Source organism: Bowmanella yangjiangensis, from assembly GCF_017255015.1.
In the GTDB taxonomy this organism is placed as follows: Bacteria; Pseudomonadota; Gammaproteobacteria; order Enterobacterales; family Alteromonadaceae; genus Bowmanella; species Bowmanella yangjiangensis.
The window spans coordinates 35,316-54,179 of record NZ_JAFKCS010000010.1; the positions used below are offsets into that span (position 1 = coordinate 35,316).

At 49.6% G+C, this 18,864-nt stretch carries 25 protein-coding genes; 22 read left to right on the plus strand and 3 right to left on the minus strand.

Annotation, left to right across the window (positions count from 1 at the left end):
* Positions 1 to 10: 10 nt before the first annotated feature.
* From J0A65_RS27660 to J0A65_RS11700, 13 genes are all read left to right on the plus strand, one after another.
* Complete coding sequence (locus J0A65_RS27660) at positions 11 to 142, plus strand: hypothetical protein (RefSeq protein ID WP_269814660.1); 132 nt, start codon at positions 11 to 13, stop codon at positions 140 to 142.
* Positions 143 to 154: 12 nt separating this feature from the next.
* The gene (locus J0A65_RS11645; protein WP_206594362.1) at positions 155 to 994 is read left to right on the plus strand and encodes a major capsid protein P2; all 840 of its coding nucleotides are present in this window, start codon (positions 155 to 157) and stop codon (positions 992 to 994) included.
* 39 nt (positions 995 to 1,033) lie between these two features.
* A complete protein-coding gene (locus J0A65_RS11650) occupies positions 1,034 to 1,372 on the plus strand; it encodes a hypothetical protein (RefSeq protein ID WP_206594363.1) in 339 nt (112 codons plus the stop codon).
* Between the two features lie 157 nt (positions 1,373 to 1,529).
* Positions 1,530 to 1,739, plus strand: coding sequence for an LPXTG cell wall anchor domain-containing protein (locus J0A65_RS11655; protein WP_206594364.1), 210 nt, complete (start codon positions 1,530 to 1,532; stop codon positions 1,737 to 1,739).
* The gene (locus tag J0A65_RS11660) at positions 1,714 to 2,106 is read left to right on the plus strand and encodes a hypothetical protein (protein WP_206594365.1); all 393 of its coding nucleotides are present in this window, start codon (positions 1,714 to 1,716) and stop codon (positions 2,104 to 2,106) included. The genes J0A65_RS11655 and J0A65_RS11660 overlap by 26 nt, the downstream gene beginning before the upstream one ends.
* Positions 2,096 to 2,788, plus strand: coding sequence for a hypothetical protein (locus J0A65_RS11665; protein ID WP_206594366.1), 693 nt, complete (start codon positions 2,096 to 2,098; stop codon positions 2,786 to 2,788). Before J0A65_RS11660 ends, J0A65_RS11665 begins: the two co-directional genes overlap by 11 nt.
* Positions 2,785 to 3,417 carry a hypothetical protein gene (locus J0A65_RS11670; protein ID WP_206594367.1) on the plus strand — a complete coding sequence of 211 codons (633 nt, stop codon included), beginning with the start codon at positions 2,785 to 2,787 and terminating at the stop codon, positions 3,415 to 3,417. The genes J0A65_RS11665 and J0A65_RS11670 overlap by 4 nt, the downstream gene beginning before the upstream one ends.
* Complete coding sequence (locus tag J0A65_RS11675) at positions 3,417 to 4,091, plus strand: hypothetical protein (RefSeq protein ID WP_206594368.1); 675 nt, start codon at positions 3,417 to 3,419, stop codon at positions 4,089 to 4,091. Before J0A65_RS11670 ends, J0A65_RS11675 begins: the two co-directional genes overlap by 1 nt.
* Positions 4,088 to 4,459, plus strand: coding sequence for a hypothetical protein (locus tag J0A65_RS11680; RefSeq protein ID WP_206594369.1), 372 nt, complete (start codon positions 4,088 to 4,090; stop codon positions 4,457 to 4,459). The genes J0A65_RS11675 and J0A65_RS11680 overlap by 4 nt, the downstream gene beginning before the upstream one ends.
* Complete coding sequence (locus tag J0A65_RS11685; protein ID WP_206594370.1) at positions 4,456 to 4,971, plus strand: virion protein; 516 nt, start codon at positions 4,456 to 4,458, stop codon at positions 4,969 to 4,971. Before J0A65_RS11680 ends, J0A65_RS11685 begins: the two co-directional genes overlap by 4 nt.
* A complete protein-coding gene (locus J0A65_RS11690; RefSeq protein ID WP_206594371.1) occupies positions 4,958 to 5,362 on the plus strand; it encodes a hypothetical protein in 405 nt (134 codons plus the stop codon). The genes J0A65_RS11685 and J0A65_RS11690 overlap by 14 nt, the downstream gene beginning before the upstream one ends.
* 3 nt (positions 5,363 to 5,365) lie before the next feature.
* The gene (locus J0A65_RS11695) at positions 5,366 to 5,755 is read left to right on the plus strand and encodes a hypothetical protein (RefSeq protein ID WP_206594372.1); all 390 of its coding nucleotides are present in this window, start codon (positions 5,366 to 5,368) and stop codon (positions 5,753 to 5,755) included.
* Positions 5,756 to 6,015: 260 nt separating this feature from the next.
* A complete protein-coding gene (locus tag J0A65_RS11700; RefSeq protein ID WP_206594373.1) occupies positions 6,016 to 6,264 on the plus strand; it encodes a hypothetical protein in 249 nt (82 codons plus the stop codon).
* On the opposite strand, the gene J0A65_RS11705 is transcribed toward J0A65_RS11700, so the two are convergent.
* The gene (locus J0A65_RS11705; protein WP_206594374.1) at positions 6,253 to 7,062 is read right to left on the minus strand and encodes a hypothetical protein; all 810 of its coding nucleotides are present in this window, start codon (positions 7,060 to 7,062) and stop codon (positions 6,253 to 6,255) included. The genes J0A65_RS11700 and J0A65_RS11705 overlap by 12 nt on opposite strands.
* Before the next feature lie 81 nt (positions 7,063 to 7,143).
* Entirely contained in the window at positions 7,144 to 7,692 is a 549-nt protein-coding gene (locus tag J0A65_RS11710) for a DUF3653 domain-containing protein (RefSeq protein ID WP_206594375.1), read from the minus strand.
* A 670-nt stretch (positions 7,693 to 8,362) separates the two neighbouring features.
* Here J0A65_RS11710 and mobA point away from each other — a divergent pair.
* From mobA to J0A65_RS11725, 3 genes are all read left to right on the plus strand, one after another.
* Positions 8,363 to 8,914, plus strand: coding sequence for a molybdenum cofactor guanylyltransferase (gene mobA, locus J0A65_RS11715; RefSeq protein ID WP_206594376.1), 552 nt, complete (start codon positions 8,363 to 8,365; stop codon positions 8,912 to 8,914).
* Between the two features lie 52 nt (positions 8,915 to 8,966).
* Complete coding sequence (fdhD, locus tag J0A65_RS11720) at positions 8,967 to 9,782, plus strand: formate dehydrogenase accessory sulfurtransferase FdhD (RefSeq protein WP_206594377.1); 816 nt, start codon at positions 8,967 to 8,969, stop codon at positions 9,780 to 9,782.
* A 201-nt stretch (positions 9,783 to 9,983) separates the two neighbouring features.
* A complete protein-coding gene (locus tag J0A65_RS11725; RefSeq protein ID WP_206594378.1) occupies positions 9,984 to 10,373 on the plus strand; it encodes a hypothetical protein in 390 nt (129 codons plus the stop codon).
* Between the two features lie 105 nt (positions 10,374 to 10,478).
* Here the strand turns inward: J0A65_RS11725 and J0A65_RS11730 are convergent, their stop codons facing one another.
* Positions 10,479 to 12,803: an FdhF/YdeP family oxidoreductase gene (locus tag J0A65_RS11730; RefSeq protein ID WP_206594379.1), complete on the minus strand. Its 2,325-nt coding sequence runs from the start codon at positions 12,801 to 12,803 to the stop codon at positions 10,479 to 10,481.
* A 181-nt stretch (positions 12,804 to 12,984) separates the two neighbouring features.
* Between J0A65_RS11730 and J0A65_RS11735 the strand changes: the two genes are divergently transcribed.
* From J0A65_RS11735 to J0A65_RS11760, 6 genes are all read left to right on the plus strand, one after another.
* Positions 12,985 to 14,040, plus strand: a complete 1,056-nt coding sequence (locus J0A65_RS11735; RefSeq protein ID WP_206594380.1) for a serine hydrolase domain-containing protein — start codon at positions 12,985 to 12,987, stop codon at positions 14,038 to 14,040.
* 67 nt (positions 14,041 to 14,107) lie between these two features.
* A complete protein-coding gene (mog, locus tag J0A65_RS11740; protein ID WP_206594381.1) occupies positions 14,108 to 14,644 on the plus strand; it encodes a molybdopterin adenylyltransferase in 537 nt (178 codons plus the stop codon).
* A gap of 112 nt (positions 14,645 to 14,756) precedes the next feature.
* Positions 14,757 to 15,827 (plus strand): MBL fold metallo-hydrolase, encoded by a 1,071-nt coding sequence (locus tag J0A65_RS11745; RefSeq protein WP_206594382.1) that lies wholly within the window; start codon positions 14,757 to 14,759, stop codon positions 15,825 to 15,827.
* Positions 15,824 to 16,240, plus strand: a complete 417-nt coding sequence (gene cdd, locus J0A65_RS11750; RefSeq protein ID WP_232849907.1) for a cytidine deaminase — start codon at positions 15,824 to 15,826, stop codon at positions 16,238 to 16,240. The genes J0A65_RS11745 and cdd overlap by 4 nt, the downstream gene beginning before the upstream one ends.
* Before the next feature lie 89 nt (positions 16,241 to 16,329).
* Positions 16,330 to 16,743, plus strand: coding sequence for a hypothetical protein (locus tag J0A65_RS11755; RefSeq protein WP_206594383.1), 414 nt, complete (start codon positions 16,330 to 16,332; stop codon positions 16,741 to 16,743).
* Positions 16,744 to 16,821: 78 nt separating this feature from the next.
* Complete coding sequence (locus J0A65_RS11760) at positions 16,822 to 18,855, plus strand: TonB-dependent copper receptor (RefSeq protein WP_206594384.1); 2,034 nt, start codon at positions 16,822 to 16,824, stop codon at positions 18,853 to 18,855.
* Positions 18,856 to 18,864 lie beyond the last annotated feature (9 nt).

Below are 18,864 nucleotides of genomic sequence, written 5' to 3' on the forward strand. Positions count from 1 at the left end.
AGGTAATGATATGAACACTCAAGAACTCACCGCGAAGAAGTCTCACTCACTGATCGCGATTATCGGCATTTCAGCCGTGACAGCGCTGGCCGTCACCTGGGCAGCCAATAACGTTTCTGCAATTCGCCGTGCGGTACGCTAAGGAGCTGCCCCGATGAATTTATTGGATCTGGCCATTAACGGCTATAAACCCACGCCTATCGAGCTGGACGCCTTTGCTACGGTAAAGAAGAACCAGCGTAACCAAATGAAGGTCACCACCGGCCCGACGTTCCAGAACATGGAGCTGGTGACCAACATCACCGACCCGGCACTGATTGAAACCGTACAGGTTGAGCTAAACGGCACCATGATTGTGGACGTGACCGGCACTGAGCTGAAAATGATTGAAGGCTACACCAAGCGCAACCGCGCCAATGGCCGTTATGTCATTCCGTTTTGCCGTACCGAAGCTAAAACCTTGGACGGTGCAAGAACCGGCGAGCTGGTGACACTGCCCACCGACAACATCACGGTTTATGTGAAGCTTGGCGATACGGGCGTCACAGAGCCAGAAATGCGCGCCCGCGCCCTGGTAACGCCTGCTCAGTCTGTACGTGTCTTCATCCCCAAACTGGACAGCGTGAACATCAACGCATCCACAACAGGCATGAACCGCTTTAGCTGGGACAACCGCAGCCCTAACTTGCATATCCGTCGTTTGCACTTCTATCGCGCTGATATGACGCGCCTGGAAGTCTGGCGCGATGATTTGCGTGTGTTTGAAGCCTCAGACGTGGATAACGCCGCCGACTTGGCCGAAGGCAACGACAACGCACCACAGGCGGGTATTTTCCACTTTGATCCGGCGCATATGGGTTATCAGTTGCAAGGGCTGTTTGCCACTATCGCCCGTAAGTCTCTGGAGTTCCGTTACTGGGCAGGCAGTACCGGCAATGTGAAGGTCTTGCGCGAAACTATCGAGCAAGTGGCACCTATTGGACAAGCGGCATAAGCCGCTATGTCCAGCTTTCAACTAGGAGAGGGCTATAAAATGGAGACTACCGCAGTCGAACAGCCCTGGTATCAATCTCTACTTAACTTCGGCGGGGCCATTGCTGACCGCGCTGGAGAGTATGCAGGGATTAAGCTAGAGCAGGAAATGGCTCGCCACCGAGCCAAAACCGAAGAGCTACGCAACCGCGAAGCCAGCGCCAACAAGGAAGTGCAGGACAGTCTTGCCCCGGTAAAGGGCAAAGACGCAGACGGCGCGACGCTGACGGAAACCGTTACCTTTGCCGGACAGTCCTTTAACAAGTCCACCCTAAAAACCGCAGGGTTTGTATTGGGCGGCTTACTGTTGGCCGGGCTGGCCTATAAGGCGGTGAGCTGATGGGCTACAAGTCACGATCTCAACAAACCAGGGAAGTGAGCCAGATTACCCGCCACAACCCGCAAACAGGCCGCCAAGCGGTCACAGCGTACACGCCCACGGTGAATACCCAGGGCATTCCCGCTGAGCGTTTCCACCCACGCCGGAGGACAGTGAAATGATAGGCAGTCTGACCGGGGGCGGCGGCCTGTCTAACAGCTCCAGCGCGGGTAGTGGTACAGGTGATCAGGCTGGTAATAACGGCTTCAACATCGGCACGTTTAACGGCCAGGGCGGCAGCGGCTTAACCAATCAACAGTTAATGATTGGGGGCGGCCTTCTGCTAGCGGGGCTTGCGCTGTATGCGTTTAGTAAAAAGAAGCGCTGAACAGATAGCCCTGGTTAGCAAAGCGGCAGGCACGGACGCCGCCGAGATTGCCGCCGAAGTGGCCGATGGATTGGCTGAGTTCTTTTCCCTGGGTAGCTGTCATTTTGTGCTTCGGCATGAAGTGACCACCAGGGGAAAAGAGCTGGTTGTGGTCTGTGCTGAGGGTAAACAGCTCAGATCACCTCTTCGGGCCATCATCGCCAAAGCCAGGGCCATGGGCTTTGATTGCATCCGTTACCACCCCAAAAATCAGCTAGCCGGATTGGCCTTAGCCAGAATTGCAGGCGTGTCGGTGCGCTTTTATAGGGAAGCCGAGACGCACTATTACATTTGTTTTTTACGGGAGACTGTAGGCCATGGGCAGTAGCAGCCGCAGCAGCCAAACACAGCATACGTCGAACCAGAATACCCAAGTGTCCTGGGCGGATAACTCTGAACACTTCACGGACAATTCGGATAACTCCAGTTTCGACTTTAACCAGGACAATTCGGATAACTCCATAGTTGAGATCAGCAATGAGGGATGGGGGGCCGGTTCCAATATCGGGGGCAACGTCACCATTGTGGATGGCGGGGCCATATCAGCTATGCGCGATGTGTCCACCGAAGCCATTAAAGGAGCCACCGAGCAAACCTATTTGGCTACCCAGGTAGCCGAGAACACCGCAAGAGAGGCCATGGACTTTGGTCGGGATGCGGTTGCCAGTAACGAACGGGTAAGCCGTGACGCCATGATAACCGCTGAGAACACCGCGAAAAGTTCTATAGCGGGAATGCGTGACACTGCATCCGAAGCGATGCAAGGCTTACTTGAAGGCAGCGAGGCCGCTATTGCTGGTGTAACAAAATCAAGCACGGAGAACACCGACAAGGCCATTGCAGCCACCACAGCGGCAATGGAGCGTAACGCGGCACTGATTCAAACCACCGCCCTGGGCGGACAGGATCTCATGATTGATATGGTGAAAAAGGTACTTATCGGCGTAGCCGTTGCGCTAACCGTGGGCGGTGTCACGTATGCCATTAGCGGACGGAGGGCCAGAGCATGATTTTACAACCTGGAGAAATCCAGCCCTTTAACCTGTCCGGCAAATATCTGATTTGTCGCCGGGTAGAGGGGCATATTGTGATTTCCAATCCTGATATTGGCCTGCCGGAAACCCGCATTAAACAGGCCGATGTTGTCACCCTGGAGGCCGTGCGGCTGATTTACGTCAAGAACCTGGACAGTGCGCCAGTAACCCTTGATTTGCAGTCCACCACTATTCCTATTGCCTCCAGTGATGGCGGCGCGGTGACGATTAGCGGCGGCAGCATTGACAGTATCCGTGACGCTATCCAGGTAACCGCACAGGCGACAGTTGAAAACGGCACGATGACCAGTCAAAGCCCTAATGCTGTAAGTGATGCCATAGATATTTCGGTTGCTGCCGGGGCCAAGGTGCAAATACTTGGTTCAACAACCAAAGCAAGGCGCGTTGTGACGCTGCAAAACATAAGCACCGAGCCAACAACGCTAAGAGTTGGCGGGGCAACCGTGGCCGCGAACCGGGGCGCGATCCTTCGTGGTTCTATCGATTCGATAGCTTCTGCAGAAGTTGAAACAGTGGGCGCGGTATATGTGCATAACACGTCACTCGTGGCCGCCACGGTGTCCGTGATGTGGGGAGATAGATAATGGCGTTTAACAATCCGCAAGATCCATCTGTAAACCAGCCTCTATTTGATGCATTGCTTGCCGCTGTCGAGGCGCTATTAATGTCAAAGGTTGACGGTGCCAGCCTTTGGGACAACATCAGGGACGAACTATCGTCACAGATATACAACTTTATCACCCGCGCCGATTCACCTAACAGTGTCCGCGTCTGGATTTCTAATCTGATGGCCGAGCTGCAAAGTACCGAGCCGGGTAGCATTTTGGAGCGCATCAGTTACAACAACGATGCCATTTTTGACAACCGCAACTACTTGGGCGGGCTAATCAATGGGCTTGCTGATAAATCAGCTAAGCGCTTCGGGGTAACACAAACTCTATTAAATGCCGCTTCGTCACGCCTTGCATATGGAGTTGTATCAAGTAGCAGTCACATTGAAATTTTCAACTATAGCGGCTCAGGGTTGATAACCAAATGTAAGAGCACTAGCAACCTTGGCTGGCGAATCATTGCCGATGGGGTAACCGTGGTAGATGACCTTGGGCAAGGCAACGGGAGTAACCAAGTTGCTCCTGTTGACATTACTAACTCTGAGTCAATTTTGGGTGTGCCTTTTGATACCAGCATTGTTATCAGTGCCAGGAAAAACGGCGGAACAGATGTAGGTGCAACTGTTTTCGGAGGGATTTATTCATGAGCTTTAATCCTGACATTCACGAAAAAATCTATGGGCCTTCTGTTAACCCTGAGACAGGCGAAGTTACTCAAGTTGAAAAAGGTTACAGAATCAAACCACAAGAGGCAGCGCCCGAGCCTATCCGCGTTATCAGTGTCGGTTCTTTCCGTCGCCGGTTCACCCTGGATGAAGATGTTTTGATTGAAACCAGCACGGATCCAAAGGTGCGCGTTTTAGAGAAGCGTCTGATGGCGTCCACCTATGTGGACTTGGACTTTCCCGAAACCGTCCAGGGCATCGGCTATTTAGAGCAAGTCGGCATTATCGCCGCTGGCCGTAGCGCTGAAATCCTCGCAGATGGTACAGACCAAGAGCGGCCTGGGCGATGAAGCTGGCCGCCGTTCTCTTAATTGCAACCGTTACAGGAATCTATCTTATGAACAACTCACGCATGCCGAGAGGCATCCGTAACAACAACCCCCTTAACATGAAGGAGTTTGATATTCCTTGGCGGGGTAAAGTCGGCGACGATGGTATTTTTAGTATTTTTGAAACGCCCTGGTATGGCATCAGGGCCGCTGCCAATGACATTAAAAATGACTATCTGAAAGGCAAGAACACTATCGCTGCCTTGCTGGATGAATTCGCCCCGGACGTAGAGAACAACACCAGCGCTTACATTGCCCACATTAGCCAAAAGGTCGGCATTGGCCCGCATGATCCAATTACCAGCGCCAGACAACTAACGGCTATGGTCGACACAATGATCCTGCATGAGAACGGGCAGCAGCCTTATGACAAGGAGCTGATTGCTGATGCGGTACTTGCGGGCCTCACCAGCGGCAAGCCGCTACCTGATTATTTTGATTTAACTAAGGTGGTCAATTATGGCATTGCTTAGCGACAAGGCGTCTTTTGCGGTGTTGGGTGTGCTTTCCCTGGGTGTGCTGTATGCCGCCCACAAGGGCTTAAAGCTATTGCAGCCGCTAAAGCCCGTAGCGGACAAAATCGGGCAGGGGATAGACACAATCAAAGCTAACTGGGATTTGCACCTTGGGGACAGCATACAGGCGTCGGGCGCTGGAATTGTGATGCTCAAGAAGCACTTTGATCCAGACTGGCAACTGATGGACAGTTGGGAAATTGCATGGGCCAAGATGCATCCTGATAACCAGGGACTGATTAATCGGGTTATGAGCGTTGGGGGCTACTTGCTGCCCCAATACCGCGATGCAATCAGCCAGGGGCGTTCCCTGGTCGTGCTGCCTGATGAAATCAGGATAGAGGACTAACCCATGTTCGGCTTAATTATGGACATCGTTAAAGAAGGCGTTACGTACTTCAAAGAACGCCAGGAGCAAAAACACCAGGTTAAATTGTCTGTTCTGAAGAACAAGCAGCGACTGGCCGAGAGCGAACAGGACTATAACCACGACTGGGAAATGGCAAGCCTTGAATCCAGGGACAGATTTTTACGCATTGTGAGCTTTTCATTGTTTTCTGTTCCCCTGGTTGTCACGGTCATTTGGCCGGACACCGGGGCGCAGATATTCACCAATTTGGAGAAAGCGCCGGATTGGTATGTACAAACGTTTATCGCTATTAACGGTGGAGTATGGGGAATTGTAGAGCTTAAACATGCTGCCCCGGCCCTGGTAAATGGCATTAGGAAGATTAAAGGGTAAGTATGGATAAGTTAGTTGTTGATATGCTGTCGAGCCTGGACATAAACACGGCTTTGATTTTGTTACTGATGTTCAAGCTACATATGCGGATAACGAGGCTAGAAATGAAAGGTACCTGATTGGTACCTTTTTTATGTTTACCTGGTAAATGACGTCGCCAATTATGGTACTAAAAGTTAAGCCGGCCAGCTGAACTTGGTTTTCTTTTTGGTACTAAAAAGGTATTCTGCAGAAATCCAGGAACAAGCAGAATGGTACCAATGCTAGTTAAAATCTCAAACGACACACCAGAGTTCGAGCAGGCAATTAATGCCATCAAGAACGCCACTCAAACCAACACGGCCAGCAAAGCAGCACTTCATGCTGTGTTAAGTTATCCCAACATGTGCAAAACAGAGCAGGACTTAAGAAGCGAAATAGCTGCACTTAAGCGGGCCAACCGGGAACTCTCCGATAAAGTGCAGCAGGTAAAAAACGCGCTTTCTGTGCTTGCCAGCTTAAATGATTGAAGGATTTAGAACTTCATAAGCCTTCTCTTTAAACTCAGGAGACATATACATTCCAACAAACTGCTCCAGGTTTACATGACAAAAATCAGCTAAAGATATGATGACGGAACTAAGTATGTAACAGTGCTTTAATGGAGAATCAATAGTATAAGCCACGTTGAATTCTTTCATATTTTTAAAACGTTCATGTCCTAGAAAGCTGATATTAATTCCTTCCTTAACTGTGAAATTTAGAGCGGTTGAAATTAGGAAAAGCTCAGTATAAAAGTCTTGTACTGTTTTTTCATTTACATCATATTTTTCAGTAAGTTCCATTATTTCATTCAATTTCTTAGCTTGAAAGTTCAACAGAGAGTTATTCGGTTCCAATATAATCCTAGATACAGGGTCAACATAGTGCACAGAGTTAGTAGGGAACAAGTTTTTGTAAAACCTAGATGACTCGTAGAATTCGATTCCATGCTCGTTACTTAGCTGTTCTAACAACTTAAAGAACTCTTCTCGATGCTTAAAATAGTTGGAAAAAGACTGATTAATAGAGTTTCTTCTAAGTGACTCAGCGGTTTGTTTAGATCTGTGGTTTGCTGCAACCAAAGCTGTTAGAGGGATGGCAGCGGCTAATGCACCGATTGGAAACTTAAAAATTTCTATAAAGTTATTCCATCCAGCCGATGAAGGGTCTGGTATTAAATCAGTATGTTTAAATATGCACCAAAATGAAACTAAAGAAACAACGGCAGGGACTGCAACCGCAAACCAAAACAATTTCAGCCTAAAAATACTTCTTTCTTCTTTCATAAATATTTCCATAAGACCTTGGCGATGTGCCAATCATACTCACAAGATTGAACACAGCCAAAGGTTAAAAAACGTGACTTGTCACACTCCAACAGACATAACTTCACTAAGAAGTTTGGATGCAAGACGAACTTTATCTAAACGGTCGGCAGCGCCAATAGATTCCAACATTCTTACTTTGGCTCTGGCCGTCCCAGTTTCATCCCGCATTATTCGGATCTCATTGGTAAGCCAATACAACCGTCTGTGAATCTCCGGGGTGATTGACTCACCGTTAGGACTAACCAAGGCATTGCCAACAAACCGCCATCCAGTCCAATCCTTGCCAGGGGGAACCCCTCGGTAATGAGCCAACAAATACAGCACAGCGCATGGGTGAGGCTGAGCACGGCCAGACAGCCAGCGCTTAGCCGTGGACTCACTAACAAGCAAAGTTTCACATACTTTTTCTAATGCTTCTGTACGTGACATACCGCCGTGGATGATTCCAGCAAGCCAGCATTGACGATCAAAAGGTGAATCGATAAACGATTGCGCATCAGGTGGAAGATTATTGAGCGCTAATGGAAAACTTTTACTAACTGAAGGCAATTTTTTTGAAAATTTTTTTACTGAATTTTTCTTATCCATAGTGATTTCCCAAAACTTCTGGAAATAGGGCGTAGGCTACTGAGTAAGCGCCAACCATGCCTTTTACACCTTTTATCCCAATAAAGTCTATTTAACATAATATACATTATAGGAACTCGAGAATTGTGAGAGTAAGGGGCGCTTATGCCCCTTTATATGGATTAGTTTGTGAGGATTGTTTGCAGCCAGGTGTTCAGTTGCGCTTGGTATTCTGGCCAGTCAGATACCTGGTCTGGATGGGCAAAGACGTTCGGCAATAAGCTGTGCAGCTGATCTGTGCTTCACAAAACCGCTATGCTTTGCTTCTTGGTTAACCTCAGTATAAGGATAAGTAAATCTAACTCTAACTTAGTCGTCTTGCAGGCTTAAAGTCTACCTATCTAAGGTTGCTCTTAGCAGCCTGACAAATCTAGCTTGGACAAAATGTCCTGTCACGCTTTTATGCTTTCCTACTTGAAAGGAAGTTGGGTTTGTGATCGAAAGCATTTTGCCATTTGAATCCGGTAACAGAATCAAATATGGCCAAGAGCATAGATCTATTCCCAAGGTAGTTTTTCTGTTCCTTCGCTATTCATACGTGCCTTAATTGAAAGATGCCAAAGGCGGTGAATTAGTGGAAACTGTTTGGGTCGCGCGAGACCATTCGCGCTTTTCTCTACCAGGAGTAAAAATGTTGGTTGGGTTGGTATTGGCTGGCGGCAAATCTAGCCGTATGCAACAAGATAAAGCACTTCTGGCCTTTGCTGGAACGTCTTTATTGACGTGGGCTGAGGCGTTGCTGCGCCAAAGTGGTTGCGAAGAGGTGCTGGTGAGTCGAAATCAGCCTGGCTTCTTAGCGGATATTTACCCAGATGCGGGGCCTCTTGGCGGCATTTATTCAGCGCTGATGCACCAAACGATAGGCAGCAGTTTAGTGGTGCTGCCTGTGGATATGCCTTTTGCCAGCCCTGAGTTGTTACAACACTTAATCAATGCTGGCCAGGCCCGGGCCAGTGCTTGTTATTTTGCAGATTGCTATTTACCCATGTATTTGCCAGTTACTCAGGCTGCCAGAGATTTTTTACAGCACCTACTTGCTACGCAAGGGCAAGGGCGGGTCAAAGCGCTACTACACCACATTAATGCCATAGCGCTACCCTGCCCGGCTGATCTAGCGCCACAACTCCGTAATCTGAATACGCCAGCCCAGTGGCAACAAGCCACAGGACAGTCGCCACAGTGATTGGTATAAACAGTAAAAGGCCAAAGCTCAGCAACCCAGTTTAAAGTGAAATATGTCTCAGGATTTAACTAAAACAACAGAGCAGCCAACGCCTTATCGTTACCAGGAGCTCAATGGCGAAAAACAATGCAGCCAGTTTCCTCTGGCGGCAGAAATCGCCCTTGCCATCAGTTACAACGGCATCAGTCAGGCAGTGATGATGGTATCACCGCAAGATCTTGAAGACTTTGTACTGGGCTTTAGCTTTACCAGCGGCATTATTAATGCTGCCGGGCAAATCTATGCCGTCAATATCCAACCTGGGGATGAGTCTGCAGTTGTCGAGGTGGAACTTTCCAGCCGGGCATTTTGGCAGCTGAAAAAACAGCGCCGTCAGATGGCTGGCACCAGCAGCTGTGGTTTATGTGGTGTTGAGGCTATAGCCCAGGCGCTGCCTGAGCTACCGCCACTCACACCCCAGCCACTGCCGCCCATGGAACATTTCATTGGGCTTAGGGATAAGATAACCGAGGTTCAACAGGCGACAAAAAGCTCGGGTGCCATGCATGCGGCACTGTATCTGGATGCTGGGGGAAATATTCAGCTGTGCCGGGAGGATATTGGCCGTCACAATGCCCTGGATAAACTGATTGGCGCGCTGCTACGGCAAAACCTTTCTGCTAAGGAAGGAATGGTAGTGCTGACCAGTCGCGGTAGCCTGGAGCTAGTGCAAAAGGCGATACGCGCTGGCATTAGCACCCTGGTAACACTGTCAGCCCCCACCGCGTTAACCGTGGATTGGGCACGCCGCCATCAGCTGAATTTTATCCATCTTCCCCGTCGTAGTCCGCCCAGGCTATATAGTCCTTTGAGTGAGATTAAGGGGTGACGGATAGAAAAAGGTGAGCGTAGTCAGATGCTGCCATACTCTGCTTTGTACCTTACACAATACGTTTTTATCTACATAAACTATGCATCAAAAAAAGCAGGATTTAAGTAGTAATTAGCAACCATCAAATGCATATACTAAAATTTCGTAGTTTTTGCTTCAGTGAGATATTTTTTAATCTTCATTGTTAGGGATATGGCTATGAATAATCTCAAAGTCGAGTTTGGAGAGTTCCTGAAGGCGGGAAAGAATTTTGATGAATTGCTAGAACATCTGAAAAGGAGCATTTCCGCCATTTGTCGAGAAGGGCGAGGGGTTACAAAGTTCTACATAGGGAAAGCGAGTGGAACAAATGCGACTGATGCTATTTACCGAAGATATGACAGCAAAAAATCCGAATGGGAGTTAACAGAGGTTTGGGCGCTGTTTGAATCTAACTGTAGTTATTTGATTAACAATCTCGAAAGTAACCTAAATGAACATTATATTAAAAATGCCCCTGACAGGTGTTTGAACACTGGAAAAGGTTCTGCAGGTAGAATAAGTGCACAACCGAAGGTGTATATATATCTGTCGTTAAAAAGACATTGATATTCTTAAATTTCATATCCTAATCTTTGAACAACTAGCGTTAAAATTTTGCAGATTCATGTGAATGTTTGCCAGTGGGTAATATAAAAAGTAACCTTTAATTTTTTACACTTGGTTCGATGGGATTTGCTTATCGGGTGAGGCTTTTTCCAGTTTAATGGCGATAAATTTGGAGGTCGGCGTATAAGTACCATCGCCATAGCTTTCCAGCGGCACCAATGGATTAGTTTCCGGGTAATAGGCGGCGGCCTGCCCCTTTGGCGTATCGTAAGCCACCAACTCAAAGCCGCAAATTCGCCGCTCCCGGCCATCTTCCCATAACGAGATAATGTCGACTTTATCGCCAGCAGCAAAACCCAGACACTGGATGTCGTCCTCGTTTACAAACAGCACTTCACGCAGGCCGAATACACCCCGATAACGATCATCCAGCCCATACAAGGTGGTGTTGTATTGATCATGTGAGCGCAAGGTTTGCAGGATCAAGTCCGGCTTATCGCCTCTGGCGAGAATTTTGTCATTCACCAATTGGCTGGGTAACGGGCTATGGCCAAACTGGGCCTTGCCACTTTGGGTATTCCAGCGCCGCTCGGCCGCGGCATTACCCAAATGAAAGCCGCCTGGCTGTTGTAATCTGGCGTTAAAGTCCGCAAAGCCGGGAATGGTATCGGCGATAAGATCGCGAATGCGGCTGTAATCGGCAATCAGATATTCCCAGTCCACCGGCTGATTGCCCAAGGTGGCTTTTGCCATACCTGCTACTATGGCGGGCTCTGAGCGAAGTTGTTCAGAGCAAGGCGGTAATTGGCCGAATGATAGGTGCACCATGGAAAAAGTGTCTTCCACGGTAATGCCTTGCTGCCCCGCAGCTTGCATATCCACTTCGGTGCGGCCCAAGCAAGGCAGGATCAAGGCGTCATGACCGGTTGTCAGATGCGAGCGATTTAGCTTAGTGCTGATTTGAACGGTTAGATCGCAGTTTTGCAGCGCGGCATGAGTACGAGGAGTGTCTGGTGTAGCCTGGGCAAAGTTACCGCCAAGCCCGATAAACACTTTGGCTTGCCTGGCCTCCATCGCCTGAATGGCCTGCACTGTATTGTGGCCACGCTGGCGTGGTACCTGAAACTGAAAACGCTGTTCAATGGCATCCAAAAACCAGGCGGGCGGCACTTCATTGATGCCCATGGTTCTGTCACCTTGCACATTGCTATGCCCTCGTACCGGCGATAATCCGGCGCCGGGTTTACCCACATTACCGCGCAGCAACTGCAGGTTAACTATCTCCTGCACTGTGGCCACTGAGTGCTTATGTTGGGTAATGCCCATGGCCCAGCACATAATCACCTTATCTGCGCGGCAAAACATCCTGGCTGCCAGTTCAATATCGGCCTTAGACAGCCCAGACTGCTCAACAATATGCTGCCAGGATGTACCATCCACCTCGGCCAGATACGCATCCAGCCCCTGGGTATGAGTTTGAATAAAGTCATGGTTAAATACTGGAGGTTGACCACCTACTTGCGCCTCGCGCTCCCACTCTAATAAAAACTTGGCCATACCGCGTAGCGCGGCCATATCACCGCCTAACTTCGGGCAAAAATAGGCGGTATTCGTCGGCTCTGAGCCGTTGCTAAGCATTTCAAAAGGATGCTGCGGGTGCTGAAATCGCTGTAATCCACGTTCTTTTAACGGATTAAAGCACACCACCTGAGCACCCCGGGCAACCGCTTCACGCAAAGGCTCAAGCATACGTGGATGATTGGTGCCAGGATTCTGACCTATAACAAAAATGGCATCGGCCAGGGCAAAGTCGCTAAATACAACCGTGCCCTTGCCTATCCCTATGGTACTTGCCATACCCTGGCCACTGGCTTCGTGGCACATGTTCGAGCAATCAGGAAAGTTATTGGTACCAAAGGCTCGCACAAATAGCTGATACAAATAAGCCGCTTCATTACTGGCCCGGCCTGAAGTGTAAAACTCAGCCTGATTGGGCGACTCCAAGCCGTTTAAATGACGGGCAATTAAAGCAAAGGCGTCATCCCAGCTGGTGGGTATGTAATGATCGGTGAGCGCATCGTAACGCATGGGATGGGTAATACGGCCTTGGTACTCCAACCAGTAATCGCTTTGCTTACGTAACTGGCTGACCGTGTATTTAGCAAAAAATGCCGGGGTTACCAAACGCCCGGTAGACTCCCAGTTCACCGCCTTGGCGCCGTTTTCACAAAACTTGACCATATGCTTGTCTGGGGATTCACCCCAGGCGCAGCCGGGACAATCGAAACCCTGATCCTGGTTGGTTTTGAGCATGGCCCTGAGATTTTTCAGTGGTTTCTCACTGCTGACCCAGGCTTTAGTGACACTTTTCAGCGCCCCCCAACCAGCAGCGGGTGCCGAATAGGCTTTAATATTGTCACTTTTGCTCATGGCAGGCAGCGTCTCGGGCTATGAAAAAATGTGACCTAAGCTTACGTTGCGCGCCGGAGATTCTCAACAGAACGCCAACAAGTGCGCCAACTACATATAGTTTTACAGCTTTTAACAAATCCCCCCAAGAATCTGAACAGTCTTGATTGCTAGCATACTGATTTACTTAATGCAGAATGACATGAAGCAAACCAATTCAATTTTTAAAATCTTCACTGCTCTGGCCTTCGGTCTGAGTTTATTTGCCTGTAACAGTGATAAACACCTTACCCTGCCTGATCCAGTGCAAGGACAAAGTATTGAAGACTATGTTGAGTCTCAACCTTTTTCTGGCTCTGTGATGATGGTCAAAAACGGTGAGATTCTGCTAAGTCGTGGTTTTGGCTTAGCTGACCGCGGGAAAAACACCGAAAATCGTGCGAATACCGGCTTCTTAATAGGGTCTGTTACCAAGCAATTTACCGCCATGGCCATGCTAATTTTACAGGAACGTGGGCAACTATCCCTTGATGACCCCTTATCACTTTACCTGCCGGATTTTCCCAAAGCAGAAAAAATAACCCTGACGAATTTGCTCAACATGAGCAGTGGTATTGTTAATTACACTGCCCTGCCAAACTTTGCGGATTACAAATATACCGAACTGACACCCCAGGCATTGATTGCCAAATTCAGTGGTCATGATTTGGAATTTGAGCCCGGTTCAAAGTATCAATATTCCAACTCAAACTATGTAATTGCGGGCTTTATTATTGAGTCCGTTACGGGTCTATCTTATGCCGAATTTATAGAACAAGAGATCTTTTTACCCTTGGGTATGGCTAACAGCGGATATGGCTATATGGCCACTAATCCAGAGTTTGCTTTGGGTTATGCCGATGGAAAACCGGTTAACAAGATCAATATGACCATCCCTTATGCTGCAGGTGCCTTGGCCTCTACCGCGGAAGATTTATACAAGTGGCACATCGCCCTTAACCAGCGATTGTTGATCTCTGAACAGTCAACTCACCTGATGTTCACTCCGTTTCTGGCGGGCTATGCGCTAGGTTGGAGTATCAGCACCAATAATAAGGGTGACGAATTCCACCAGCATAGCGGCGGCATTGATGGATTTAGCAGTTACCTGCTCCGCTCCGACGACCTTGATTATTTTGTGGTGGTATTGTCCAACGACGAGGATTTTCCGAGCGCCGAGTTGGCAAACAAAATTACCTCCATGGCATTGTCCAAGTAACGCAATATTGGCAGAGGTGGCAGGTGCAGGTAAGCTTAGCGCTCGCAAGCGTATTCAAGGAAATCTTATGTCACTACCTGCCAAAATCGGCATACTGACGGTCAGCGACCGGGCTAGCCGCGGTCAGTATGAGGACTTATCCGGCCCTGCCATTATTGACACTCTAAACGACTATTTAACCAGCGCCTGGCAGCCAGTGTATCGTCTGGTAGAAGACGAGCAGCCGCTGATTGAAGATGCGCTTAAAGCCTTGGTGGATGTAGAAGGTTGTGCTTTAGTGGTAACCACCGGTGGTACCGGCCCGGCCCAGCGTGATGTCACCCCCGAAGCCACCGAAGCAGTATGTGATCGTATGATGCCGGGCTTTGGCGAACTGATGCGTATGGAAAGCCTAAAATATGTGCCTACCGCCATTTTGTCACGCCAGACGGCAGGCTTGCGCGGCCAGTCTTTAATTATCAATCTGCCTGGAAAACCCAAAGCCATTCGCCAGTGCCTGGATGCGGTATTCCCAGCGGTGCCTTATTGCCTGGACCTGATGGATGGCCCTTATTTGCAGTGCAACGAGTCCGTGATTAATGCCTTCAGGCCCAAAGCCAGTTAAGGCTAAAATGTCTTTTTACCTGCACTGCTTGTTACATTTTTTTAAAACAGCAAACTTGGCAGAAGGTCAGCCGCTCCTTAGACTGGCTGGCCGAGAATCAAGACAGTCATAGATGAAGTATAGAACCCCTCTTATCGGCCTGACCATCTTGCTGTCTGCCTGTGCAAGCAACCATGTGCAGCAGATAAGCGGAGAAACGCCGATTGCTAAAATCCAATCAGACGGCCGCTTCGATAATCTCTATCCAGGCAAAAAAACTTACCCGGTGACCTGTGAGGATGACTGCTATCCGGCCCATCAACACGTTCTATGCGAAACCCCTGGCCAGCATTGTCGTTATACCGGCCCGCAAAAAGTCACCACAAACACAGGTTTTAGCTTGCGCTGGTTAGGCCATGCCAGTTTTGTCGTGCAAACACCGGATGGCCAGCAAATTTTGCTCGACCCTGTCAGTGATGGCTTTGACTGGCCGATAGACTGGGCCGCCGATTGGTTTGCCGACGCCCGTCGGCAGCCTGGCTTCTGGCCAGATGCCCAGCAACTGAGTCAGACCCGCGCGGTGCTTTACTCGCATTTGCATTATGACCATTTCAATAAGGCGGATATTGAGGCCATTGGTAATCAGGCTGAATATTTTGTTGGCTTAGGTAGCGCCGAGTATTTTGACCAGGGCGGTTATACCATCAATGAAATGGATTGGTACGCCAGTAAAACCTTAGGCGAAACCCGGATTCATTCTGTGCCTGCCCATCATTTTAATGGCCGTATCTGGGTGCCATTTTTGTATGATGACAATGAAAAGGCACTCTGGAGCGCCTGGCTGATTGAGCATCAGGGCAAAACCCTGTTTTTTGCTGGCGACACCGGCTATTCACCACACTTTAGCGATATTCATCAGCGTTTTGGCGATATTGATATCTGTTTGATCCCGGTGGCCTCTTACCACCACGAAGACAACGGCGCCTGGTATCGCTATGTGCATACCACGCCAGAGGATGCGCTGATTGCTGCTAAAGAATTAGGCTGTAAAAGCATGCTTCCCTGGGGCTATGGCAATGCCAGTTGGGGTATGGGTGACATCAGTTCGCATTCCCCCCTGTTGCGGTTATTAGCCATGTACGACAGGTTAGACAGCCAGGTGCCCCTGCTTATTTTAAATGAAGGCGACGAGGTGTCCTTATGAGCCATTCCCCAACACTGCCAAGCGCGTTTATGCCGCTGTATAGCGTCGCTAAACAGGCGGCAGCCAGAGCCTATGTACCTTACAGCCGTTTTCCGGTTGGTGCGGCACTGAGGTTAAAAGACGGTAGTCTGATCAGTGGCTGCAATGTGGAAAATGCCAGCTACGGTTTATGTAACTGTGCTGAACGCACGGCCATTTTCAGCGCCATTGCCCAGGGCAAACAAGCGGCGGATTTTGACAGCTTACTGATTTATATGCCGGGTGAGACCTTATATTCCCCGTGCGGCGCCTGCCGCCAGGTAATAGTGGAATTTTTTGCCCCTGACGCCGAGATCTTTGCCACTTGTGATAGCGGACTCTGTAAGCACTGGAAGGTTAATGAACTGCTACCCGGGGCATTCACACTTGACTGATCCAGCGCAAGTAATACCGCCAAAGGGATATTGCCCTAGGTTGGCTGTTTTCATACACTAACGGCAGTTTTTCCAATCTGGACAGGCACTTGTTCATTCGCCGCACCAAAATCTGGTTTACTCCTCTGCTGTTGTTGCTGTTTATACTCAACAACCTGAGCCTGGCGTTTGAGGCATCCCAGCATTTGGCCCAGGCACGCAGCTTCAGCGACGAAGACAAGGTACTGATTTGTACCGGCCGGGATATGAAGTGGGTGTCCATGTCAGCCTCCTGGCAAGCAGGCACTTTCGTGTTTGTCGACGCACCAGAAGACCTTCCCCAGCAACTTAAAAATATCAAATGCGGCGACTTATTTGCCCAGGACTTAAAAAACTTCGCGTATAACGCTGAGCTTATTGACGCTCAGCTAAACTACCCTGACCTGATTGCCCAGCGCCTTACTGCGCCCTACTTACAAGCCCAATACGCCAAAGCCTTATCCCGCGCCCCACCGGCCGTTTGATTCCCCTGCTGTTAATCAATATTTAGCTTTGGGCCTTTGGCTTAGGCCAGCGTGCCCCTATGTAAACGGGATCAAACAATGAAAAAACACACCACTTTTGCTGTCAGCGCTCTGAGCCTGGCCCTTTTCTCTGCGCTTTCCTACGGCGAACAAGCACAACAAAATGACGAGTTAGAAACTATTATCGTCAGTGGCGAAGCTCTTAGCCTACCCAACCAGGTAATCACAGATGCCAAGCAGCCGCGCCAGCCCTTGCCAGCCCACGACGGTGCCGATTATCTGAAAACCATTCCGGGCTTTTCTATGGTACGTAAAGGCGGGGCCAGCGGCGATCCGGTCTTCAGAGGCATGGCTGCGTCACGGCTGACCATTTTAAACGACGGCAACCTGCTGTTTGGCGGCTGTAGCAGTCGTATGGACCCGCCTACAGCTTATTTATCGCCACAAAGTTTCGACCAAATCAGGGTGATCAAGGGCCCCCAATCGGTGTTGCATCTGCCAGCCAATGCCACCGTGCTGTTCGAGCGTAACAGCTATCAGCTAAGTGAAAGCGGCTTTACCACCGACACCAGCCTGACCCTTGCCAGTGCCGGACGCCGCGAAATAAACACCGATATGACCCTGGGCAACACCAGTGGCTTTGTCAGAGTAAATGCCGCCAAAGCCAAAGCGGACAACTATAAGGACGGTGAAGGAAATGAAATTAACAGCCATTATGATCGCTGGAGCGCCAATGCTGAGTTGGCCTGGACCCCAGATGCCGATAGTCTGTTGATGCTAAGTCTGGGTAGCAGTGATGGCGAAGCTGCCTATGCGGACCGCACTATGGATGGCTCATTGTTCGACCGTCGCCAGTTAAGCTTAAAAGGCCGTAAAGATAACCTCGCCGATTGGTTAACCCGCCTGGAAGGCCAGTTGTATTTCAACCATGTAGATCATGTGATGGATAATTACAGCCTGCGTGACTTTACCCCCAGTATGATGATGCCAACGCCAGCCGCCATGAACCCGGATCGCTATAACCGCGGCGGCCGTATTCAGGCCGATCTGGCCTTTGGCAAGCTACAGGCTAAAGTCGGCCTGGATGCCAGCCAAAATACCCACCGCAACCGCATGAGCATGAATCAGCCTATGATGCCTTATCAGGATAAGCCTTATGTGGAAGATGGTCGCTTCGAGCAATGGGGCCTGTTTACCGAGCTTAGTTACGCTTATTCAGACAACCTGAGCCTGCATGGCGGTGTGCGGCTGGATGACTGGCAAGCAAAGGATAGTCGCATGAGTTTGCGTAAAACCATGATGATGACCATACCTAACCCCAGCTATGGGCAAAAACGCTCCGATACCCTGACCAGCGGCTTTGTGCGTATGGAGCAGCAAAGCGACAATCAGACCTGGTATGCTGGTATTGGCCGGGCGGCACGTTTCCCAGACTATTGGGAATTACTGGGTAATAACCGCGGCGGTGAAAATAGCGCGTCGGCCTTTAACACCGAGGCAGAAATTACCCATCAGTTGGATATAGGTTGGATCCGCAACTGGCAGGATATACGGCTAAGCTTGTCGGGCTATTACGCCGACATCAGTGATTTTATTTTGCTGGATAAGCACAATCCAATGCTGCCGGAAACCGTGCGTAATATCGACGCCCATACCTTTGGCGGCGAGGCCAGTCTGACCTGGCAAGTTACTACTCAGTGGCGTGTGGAGTCGAGTTTGGCCGTCAGTCGTGGTAGCAATGATAGTGATAATGTTGCCCTTGCTCAGCAACCCCCGGTGGAGCTGCGGTTAAGCACAGCCTATCAGTGGCAGGACTGGCAATTGGGGGCGCTGTGGCGTTTGGTGCAGCGTCAGGATAAGGTGGCGCAAAACCAGGGCACCATTGTAGGCCTGGATACCCTGCCTACCGCTGGCTTTGGTGTACTGTCAGCCAATGCCATGTGGCAGCCCAATAGCCAGTGGCAGGTGAGTCTGGGTATCGATAATTTGCTGGATAAACAATACCAGGAATACCTCAGCAAAAGTGCCGCGGATATCCCTGGCTATGTGGTTAGTGGTCGTGTCCACGAACCGGGGCGCACTCTGTGGGCCAAAGTGGATTATCGATTCTAAGCCTATGAT